This window comes from Streptomyces sp. SID5785, from assembly GCF_009870065.1.
GTDB lineage: Bacteria > Actinomycetota > Actinomycetes > Streptomycetales > Streptomycetaceae > Streptomyces.
The window spans coordinates 19,223-27,549 of record NZ_WWIA01000681.1 but is presented as its reverse complement, the minus strand read 5'-3'; the positions used below and the strand labels follow the sequence as shown (position 1 = coordinate 27,549).

General features: G+C 73.2%; 4 protein-coding genes and 1 pseudogene. 4 read left to right on the top strand and 1 reads right to left on the bottom strand.

All coding sequences use genetic code 11. From position 1 onward, the window contains the following. The 4 genes and pseudogenes from GTW43_RS22085 to GTW43_RS22070 all read left to right on the top strand — a co-directional run. Window positions 1–467: pseudogene (locus tag GTW43_RS22085) on the top strand (hypothetical protein); the annotation flags it as partial. Window positions 468–709: 242 nt separating this feature from the next. Continuing rightward, window positions 710–2,974: an aminoglycoside phosphotransferase family protein gene (locus GTW43_RS22080; protein ID WP_161303748.1), complete on the top strand. Its 2,265-nt coding sequence runs from the start codon at window positions 710–712 to the stop codon at window positions 2,972–2,974. After that, window positions 2,971–3,627, top strand: a complete 657-nt coding sequence (locus GTW43_RS22075; protein ID WP_161303747.1) for a TetR/AcrR family transcriptional regulator — start codon at window positions 2,971–2,973, stop codon at window positions 3,625–3,627. Before GTW43_RS22080 ends, GTW43_RS22075 begins: the two co-directional genes overlap by 4 nt. A gap of 32 nt (window positions 3,628–3,659) precedes the next feature. Further along, complete coding sequence (locus GTW43_RS22070) at window positions 3,660–5,750, top strand: AAA family ATPase (RefSeq protein ID WP_161303746.1); 2,091 nt, start codon at window positions 3,660–3,662, stop codon at window positions 5,748–5,750. Window positions 5,751–5,909: 159 nt separating this feature from the next. Here the strand turns inward: GTW43_RS22070 and GTW43_RS22065 are convergent, their stop codons facing one another. After that, window positions 5,910–8,288 (bottom strand): excinuclease ABC subunit UvrA, encoded by a 2,379-nt coding sequence (locus GTW43_RS22065; protein WP_161303745.1) that lies wholly within the window; start codon window positions 8,286–8,288, stop codon window positions 5,910–5,912. Window positions 8,289–8,327 lie beyond the last annotated feature (39 nt).

The window sequence follows — 8,327 nt, the reverse complement described above, 5'->3', positions numbered from 1 at the left end:
TGATCCGCGTCCGGCTGCTCCTGCCGAGCCTGGAGCAGGACCTCGACTACCCGTCGCCGGCGGACGGCTGGGGCGCGGACGCCAAGCTGGACGAGGCGGTCCGGGCACGCAGCCGGGGCCAGCACATCGCCCAGACGACGGTCCTGAAGAGCTCCATGGCGAGCCTGCGCCGGCACGGCGTGGACGCCCACATCGACATCCGCTACACCGTGGGCACCCCGAGCCGGAAGGCGTACCTCCTCAATCGCCGGGAGGCCCTGATCGGCCACTACGCCCCGGCCCTGATGGAGCGCGAGGTGGACGAGTACGAGGGCGGCCGGCCGGTGCTGCTGTGCGACGTCGAGGGTTTCGACACCCCGATGTTCGTCTTCGACCGGGCGAGGAGCACGTCGGAGGCGGACTTCGTCGCGGCCGAGCAGCGGATGTTCGACGGGTTGTGGGAGCACGTGCCGAAGCGTCCGGCGTGAGGCGGACGGGGGCAGTGGCGCCGCGTCGCGATCCGCGGGCCGCTGCCTGCGCAGTCACTCGTTCTGCCGTATCCGGCCGCCGGGGACGATCCGGCGGCCGACCGGCCGCGCGGCGAGCCCGTGCAAGCGCGTCTCGCTCTGTGGGCCGCGGCCGCTCACTCCTCGAACACGCGGCCGCCGTGCGGCTCGGCTCGTGCCCCGGGTCGCACGGGACTAGGGTGTGGCTCCGTCAACTCTGATGCATGAGTTTCCAGGAGTGGCCCGTGGGCGCGATCGCCCCCAGTGCCCCGAGTGCGATCCCTGACTTCACCGAGGAGTCCAGGGACCTGTGGGACGAGATCCTCCGGTCCGAGACATGCTCCGGCGAGAGTATGGGCGGACACCACAACCTCAACCGTGTGGTGCAGCTGACGTCGCAACAAGCGCGGGACCTGGGCCGGCCCGCAGGAACACACGTCCTGGTCCGGCGCCGCCGGGACGGCGTGCCGTCCGTCGTGATCCGGACCTGGCCGGACGAGGCCGCGGTGCTGCGCGGCATCGGCGACCACCTGGACGGCGTACCGCGGTTCCTCGCCCGGCGCGGGGACCGGTCCATCCACACCTACCTGGCCGGCACGCCCCTCGCGGCCGTCTGCCCCGAGGGCAAGCCGGTCGACTCGCGGCTGATCGAGGCCTTCGCCGATCTGCTCGCCCGCCTGGCCTGCGTGCCGGAGCGGGCCCTGCCGCCGCGCCCCGCCCACTGGCCGCGCGACCGGGACACCGCCGGCTTCCTGCGCACGTTGTGGACACAGGCCGATCAGCAGGTCCGCATGCCGAACTGGGCCGAGTTCGGCGGGCTGTTCGTCGCACTGGGCGTGCCCGAGGACGCCCTGCGGAAGTACGGGCCATGGGCGCCGCGGATGAGCCCCCGCCCGTTCGGTCTGCTCCACGGCGACCTCCACCGCGGCAACGTCGTCGTCACCGGCGACGGTGTCCCGCCGCTCCGCTGCGTGGACTGGGAGCTGGCGTCCTACGGCGACCCCCTGCACGACCTGGCGGTCCACCTGGTGCGGACGCACTATCCGCCCGACCAGGTGGACGAGGTCGTGGACGCCTGGCGCCGTGCCATGGGCCGGGTGCGCCCCGAGGCGGTCGTCGGCCTGGACGAGGACCTGCCGCACTACCTCGACTTCGAGCACGCGCAGTCCGTCTACCCGGACGTGATCCGGGCGGTGCGCTCCCTCGACCGTGTCTTCGGCCGGAGCGACCTGGAAGCGGCGGCGAAGGAGATCAGGCGAGCCCTGCTGGCCGCCCAGCGCCCGCTGGCGCTGCGCACCGTGCTGGACGTGGGCACCATCGAGCGCCTGCTGTACCGTCGGCTGCTGGCGCACGGCTCGGTCCTGCGTGGCTCCGGCCGGACCGCCCTCTGGCACCGCGACGAGCGGGTGGCCCTGCGGCCGGACTTCCCCGAGTCGGCGGTCGAGGCGGCCCTGCGGGCGGAGGGCCGGGCCCCGGCCCGCCTCGTCTTCAACGGGACCACGCATCTGGCGACCGTCGTGGAGATCGACGGCCGGCCCCCCGTGATGGTGCGCAGGAAGGTGGGCACGGCCCACCCGGTCGAGCCCAGGTTCCTCGACGAGCACGCGGTGCTGCGGGCCATCGAGGACTCCGGCGCGGCCGTCAGGGCGCCGCGTGTCTACGCGCTGGGGGAGAGCGACTTCGCCGACTCGTTCACCATCCACTCCTACGAGGGATCCCCGGACACGCGCCGGGCGCCCGGGCACCCGGTGCGCGGCCTGGTGCTGCCCGGTGAGGCGTACGGGCTGGTGGACCAGCTCCACGAACTCGCCGCAGTGCCGACGGACGGCCTGAAGAAGGACATGGGGTACCGGGAGGACCTGGAGGAGCGGGGGTTCTACGGATGGCTGGGCGACCGGATCGCCGACATGGTGGGGAGCCTGTCCCGCAGGTCCCAGGAGCTGGCCGCCGTGGTCGGGCTGCCCGGGGCGGACGAGCTGCGCGACAGGCTGGGGCGGCGCCGCGTCACCGAGCGGGAGCACGTCCTGCTGCACGGCGACCTGAACCCCTGGAACCTCGTGCGTCACGAGAGCGGGTACGGGCTCGTGCTCATCGACTGGGAGATGGCCATGGTCGGTGATCCGCTGTACGACCTGGTGCGCCACATGCACCTGACGCCGACGACCCGGGAGATCCGGGAGCGGATGTTCGCCCGCTGGGAGCGGTTGATGGACGCGGACCACCGGATCGGCTGGGAGCCGGACGTCGAGGTGTACCGGGGCCTGGAGATCGTCCGGTCCGCGTACGTGGACCTGGACCGGCTGGTGACCGGCTCGGCGCTCGACGCGCCCAATGTGCGGCGGGCCGTGGGCTCGTACGCGACGACGCTGCGCAAGGCGCTGGACTGGCTCGGGATGCCGTTGTCGACGCGGACCGCGGGCAACCCGTATCTTGCGCTGGCGCTGCCCCCGGCCGAGCGCGGGACCACGGCTCGTACGCTCCCTGCATGAGTGGAGACAGTCCCGCAGCGACCCCCGGACTCCGTGAGCGCAAGAAGCGGCGGACCCGGGAGGCGTTGTCCGAGACCGCGGTGCGGCTCTTTCTCGAGAAGGGGTACGAGCGGGTCTCCGTGGCGGAGGTGGCGGAGGCGGCGGGGGTGTCGAAGCCGACCGTGTTCCGGTACTTCGGGGCCAAGGAGGACCTCGTCCTGTACCGCTTCGCCGATCACGAGGACGAGGCCGCGCGGGTGGTCGCCGGGCGGGGGCCGGGGGAGTCGGCCGTCGGGGCGCTGCGGGGGCACTTCATCGAGGGGATCGAGCGGCGGGACCCGGTGACGGGGGTGTGCGACCACCCGGCGGTGCTGGCGTATCTGCGGCTGCTGTACGGGACGCCGGCGCTGGTGGCGCGGCTGGCCGGGTACCAGGAGCGGTCCGAGCGGGTGCTGGCCGAGGCGCTCGGCGAGCAGGGCTGGGACGCGGTCGGGGCGCGGCTCGCGGCGGGGCAGGTCGTGGCGGTGCAGCGGATCCTCGCCGAGGAGAACGTACGGCGGATCGTGGCGGGGGAGCCCGCCGAGGTGGTGGCGCGGGACGCGGTGCGCGCCGCCGAGCTGGGGTTCCGGCAGCTGGCGGAGGGGGTCGCGGCACCGGGTGACGTTACTCGGTAAAAGATTTAACTCGGTTGCGTTATGGTCGGGGCATGACTGCTGCCGATCCCGGACCCGTGCCCGACCCCGAACTGCTCGCCGAGCGGGCGTACCACGAGGTGTGCCGCGCCGCGCTCGGCGCCATGATCGAGGGCGCCGACGAACAGGTCGTGATCGGCGAGAACGCGTCCGCGTCAGGAGCCGACGCCGAGGTCCTCGGGTACGAGCTGCGCAGCCAGGCCAAGGGGCTCAGGGAGCTGCCGCGGGCCCCGCTGTTCTTCGGGCGGCTCGACTTCGCGGCCGGCGCCGGGGAGCACGCCGGGCAGAGCTACCACGTCGGGCGGCTGCGGATCAGCGAGCGGCCGGCCGCGCCGCCCCGGGTCGTGGACTGGCGGGCGCCGGTGTCCCGGGCGTTCTACCAGGCCGGCGCCAAGGATCCACAGGGTGTGGACACGCGGCGGCGGTTCGGCTGGGCGCCGGGGAGCCTCGGCGACTCGGCCGACCTCACCGGGTTCGAGGACGAGCGGCTCGGCACCGGACAGGAGGCGACCGGCGGCAGCCGGATCCTCGCCGGGGAGATCGAACGCCCCCGGGTCGGCCCCATGCGGGACATCGCCGCCACGATCCAGCCCGACCAGGACGACCTCGTCCGGCAGGACGCCGCCGCCTCGGTGTGCGTGCAGGGTGCGCCCGGCACCGGGAAGACCGCGGTGGGGCTGCACCGGGCGGCCTACCTGCTGTACACGTTCCCGCAGCGCGTCCAGCGGTCCGGGCTCCTGGTCCTCGGGCCGAACCGCGCGTTCCTCGGCTACATCTCGGCCGTCCTGCCCGCGCTCGGCGAGAGCGGGGTGCGGCAGTCGACCGTCGAGGAGATCGTCGAGCGCGGGCCGGCGACGGGACGGGACGCACCCGCGGGCGAGGCCGTCAAGCACGACGTACGGATGGCCGAGGTGCTGCGCCGGGCCCTCTACGCGCGCGTGTCCCCGGCCGGGGCCGAGGAGGCGCTCGCCGTCCCGGACGGGTCGTACCGGTGGCGCGTACCGGCCCACGTCCTGACGGAGATCGTCGAGGGCGTACGGGACGAGGACCCGCCGTACACCGTCGGACGGGAACGGGTGCGCAGCCGCGTCGTGCGGTACGTGCGGGAGCGGGCGGAGCGGCGCGCCGGGGCCGTCAGCAGCGCGTGGGTGCAGCGGATCGGGCGGGCGCGGTGCGTCAGCGCGTTCGTGGACGCGGTCTGGCCGCGGGCCCGGCCGGAGGAGGTGCTGTACGGACTGCTGCGCGACGCGGGGGAGTTGGCGCGGGCCGCGGACGGGGTGCTGTCGGAGGCGGAGCAGGGGGCGCTGGTGTGGGAGCGTCCGGCGCGTTCGTACCGGTCCGTGCGATGGTCCGCGGCCGATCTGGTGCTGCTCGACGAACTCGCCGGACTGCTCGAACACCCCGAGGGGTTCGGGCACATCGTCGTCGACGAGGCGCAGGACCTGTCGCCGATGCAGGCGCGGGTGATCGCGCGGCGGGCCGCGTTCGGGTCGCTGACCGTGCTCGGGGACCTCGCGCAGGGGACCACGCCGTGGGCCGCGCGGGACTGGCGGACGCTGCTCGGGCACCTCGGCAAGCCGGACGCGGCGGTCGTGCCGCTGACCGTCGGGTTCCGCGTGCCGGGGGTCGTGCTCGAACTGGCCGAACGGGTCCGGGGGCGCATCGGCGTCGCGGTGCCCCCGGCGCGGTCCCTGCGGACCGACGGAGAGGTACGGCTCGAACGCGTCCGGGAGCGCGGGGAGATCGGGGCCGGGGTCGTCCGGGCCGTGCGGTGGGCGCTGGAACGGGAGGGGTCCGTCGGGGTGATCGCGGCGGAGAAGGACGTGGCAGGAGTGGAGGAGGCGCTGACCAGGGCGGGGATCGAGGCCGGCGGGGCCGAGCGGGTCGCGGGACGGGTGACCGTGCTCGGGGCCGGGGTGGCGAAGGGGCTCGAGTACGACCATGTCGTGGCCGTGGAGCCGGCCGATGTGGTGGAGGGAGTGGAGGAGGCGGGAGCGGCGGGGCCGGGATCGGGTTCGGGGCGGGGGTTCGCGCGGCTGTACGTCGTGCTGACCCGGGCGGTGTCGACGCTGACGGTGGTGCATTGCAGGGCGCTGCCGTTCTGAGGGCCGGGCGCGGGCCGGGAGCGGCGGGCCGGGCGCGGGCCGCAGTGGGCCGGGCGGCGCGGGCCGGAGCGGGGTGGGCGGCGCGGGCCGGAGCGGGGTGGGGGTGCCGATCCTCGTATCCCCTGGAAGAAGCACCCGCACCCGCCCGAAAACCCGGTGTCAGCCCCCCACGTACTCCGCCAGGTGCTGAGCGGTGAGCGTCGCACCCCCCGCCACCAACTCCCGCGGCGTCCCCTCGAACACGACCCGCCCCCCGTCGTGGCCCGCCCCGGGGCCGAGGTCGATGATCCAGTCGGCGTGCGCCATGACCGCCTGGTGGTGCTCGACGACGATGACGGACTTGCCGGAGTCGACGAGTCGGTCGAGGAGGCCGAGGAGCTGTTCGACGTCGGCGAGGTGCAGTCCGGCGGTGGGCTCGTCGAGGACGTAGGTCCCGCCCTTGTCCGCCATGTGCGTGGCCAGCTTGAGGCGTTGGCGCTCGCCGCCGGAGAGCGTGGTCAGCGGCTGCCCGAGCGTGAGGTAGCCGAGGCCGACGTCCTTGAGGCGGGTCAGGATCTTGTGGGCGGCGGGTGTGCGGGCGTCGCCGTCCGCGAAGTACTCCTCCGCCTGCGTCACCGGCATGGCGAGCACCTCGCTGATGTCGCGCCCCCCGAGCGTGTACTCGAGGACGTCGGACCGGAACCGCCGCCCGTCGCACTCCTCGCAGACCGTCGCCGTGTCGGCCATCATCGCCAGCTCGGTGTAGATGACGCCGGCGCCCTTGCACGTCGGGCACGCGCCCTCCGAATTGGCGCTGAACAGCGCGGGCTTGACCCCGTTGGCCTTCGCGAACGCCTTGCGGATCGGGTCGAGCAGCCCCGTGTACGTGGCCGGGTTGCTGCGCCGCGAGCCGCGGATCGGCGCCTGGTCCACGGAGACGACGCCCTCGCCGGCCGGGATGGACCCGTGCACGAGCGAGCTCTTCCCCGACCCCGCCACACCCGTGACGACGCACAGCACACCGAGCGGGATGTCGACGTCGACGTCCTGGAGGTTGTGGGAGTCCGCGCCGCGGATCTCCAGCTTCCCGACCGGCTCGCGCACGGTCTCCTTCAGCCGCGCACGGTCGTCGAGGTGCCGCCCGGTGACGGTGTCGCTCGCCCGCAGCCCCGCGACGTCCCCCTCGTAGCAGATGGTGCCGCCGCCCGAACCGGCCCCGGGGCCGAGGTCCACGACGTGGTCGGCGATCGCGATGACCTCCGGCTTGTGCTCGACGACGAGCACGGTGTTGCCCTTGTCGCGCAGCCGCAGCAGCAGGTCGTTCATGCGCTGGATGTCGTGCGGGTGCAGTCCGACGGTCGGCTCGTCGAAGACGTACGTGACGTCCGTGAGCGAGGACCCGAGGTGCCGGATCATCTTCACGCGCTGCGCCTCACCGCCCGACAGCGTTCCCGACGGCCGGTCGAGCGACAGGTAGCCGAGCCCGATCTCGACGAAGGAGTCCAGGGTCTCGCGCAGTGACGTGAGCAGCGGCGCGACCGACGGCTCGGCCAGTCCGCCGACCCACTTGGCGAGGTCGCTGATCTGCATCGCGCACGCGTCGGCGATGCTGATCCCGGAGATCTTCGACGACCGGGCGGCCTCGCTGAGCCGCGTCCCCTCGCACTCCGGGCACACGGCGAACGTCGTCGCGCGCTCCACGAACGCCCGGATGTGCGGCTGCAGCGAGTCGATGTCCTTCGACAGCATCGACTTCTGGATCTTCGGGATCAGGCCCTCGTAGGTCAGGTTGATGCCCTCGACCTTGATCTTCGTGGGCGCCTTGTGGAGGAGGTCGCTCAGCTCGCGCTTGGTGAACCTGCGGATCGGCTTGTCCGGGTCGAAGAAGCCGCAGCCGCTGAAGATGCGCCCGTACCAGCCCTCCATGCTGTAGCCGGGGATGGTCAGCGCGCCCTCGTTGAGCGACTTGGAGTCGTCGTAGAGCTGGGTCAGGTCGATGTCGGAGACGGAGCCGCGTCCCTCGCAGCGCGGGCACATGCCGCCCGTGATGCTGAACTCCCGGCGCTCCTTGACCTTGTGCCCGCCCTTCTCGACCGTCACGGCGCCCGCGCCGCTGATCGAGGCGACGTTGAAGGAGAAGGCCTGGGGCGAGCCGATGTGCGGGGTGCCGAGCCGGCTGAACAGGATGCGCAGCATCGCCCCGGTGTCGGTGGCGGTGCCGACCGTGGAACGCACGTCGCCGCCCATCCGCCGCTGGTCGACGCTGATCGCGGTGGTCAGCCCGTCGAGCACGTCCACGTCCGGGCGGCCCAGGTTCTGCATGAAGCCCTGCAGGAACGCGCTGTACGTCTCGTTGATCAGCCGCTGCGACTCGGCGGCGATGGTGTCGAACACCAGGGAGGACTTGCCGGAGCCGGAGACTCCGGTGAAGACGGTGAGCCGCCGCTTGGGGAGCTCGATGCTGACGTCCTTGAGGTTGTTCTCGCGTGCGCCGTGCACCCGGATCAGATCGTGGGTGTCGGCAGCGTGCGGCGCGTCCTTCTTGCTGGCCCGGCTCATCGTGGCTCCATCTGCTCCGTCGCTCGTGCGGGCCCCCGG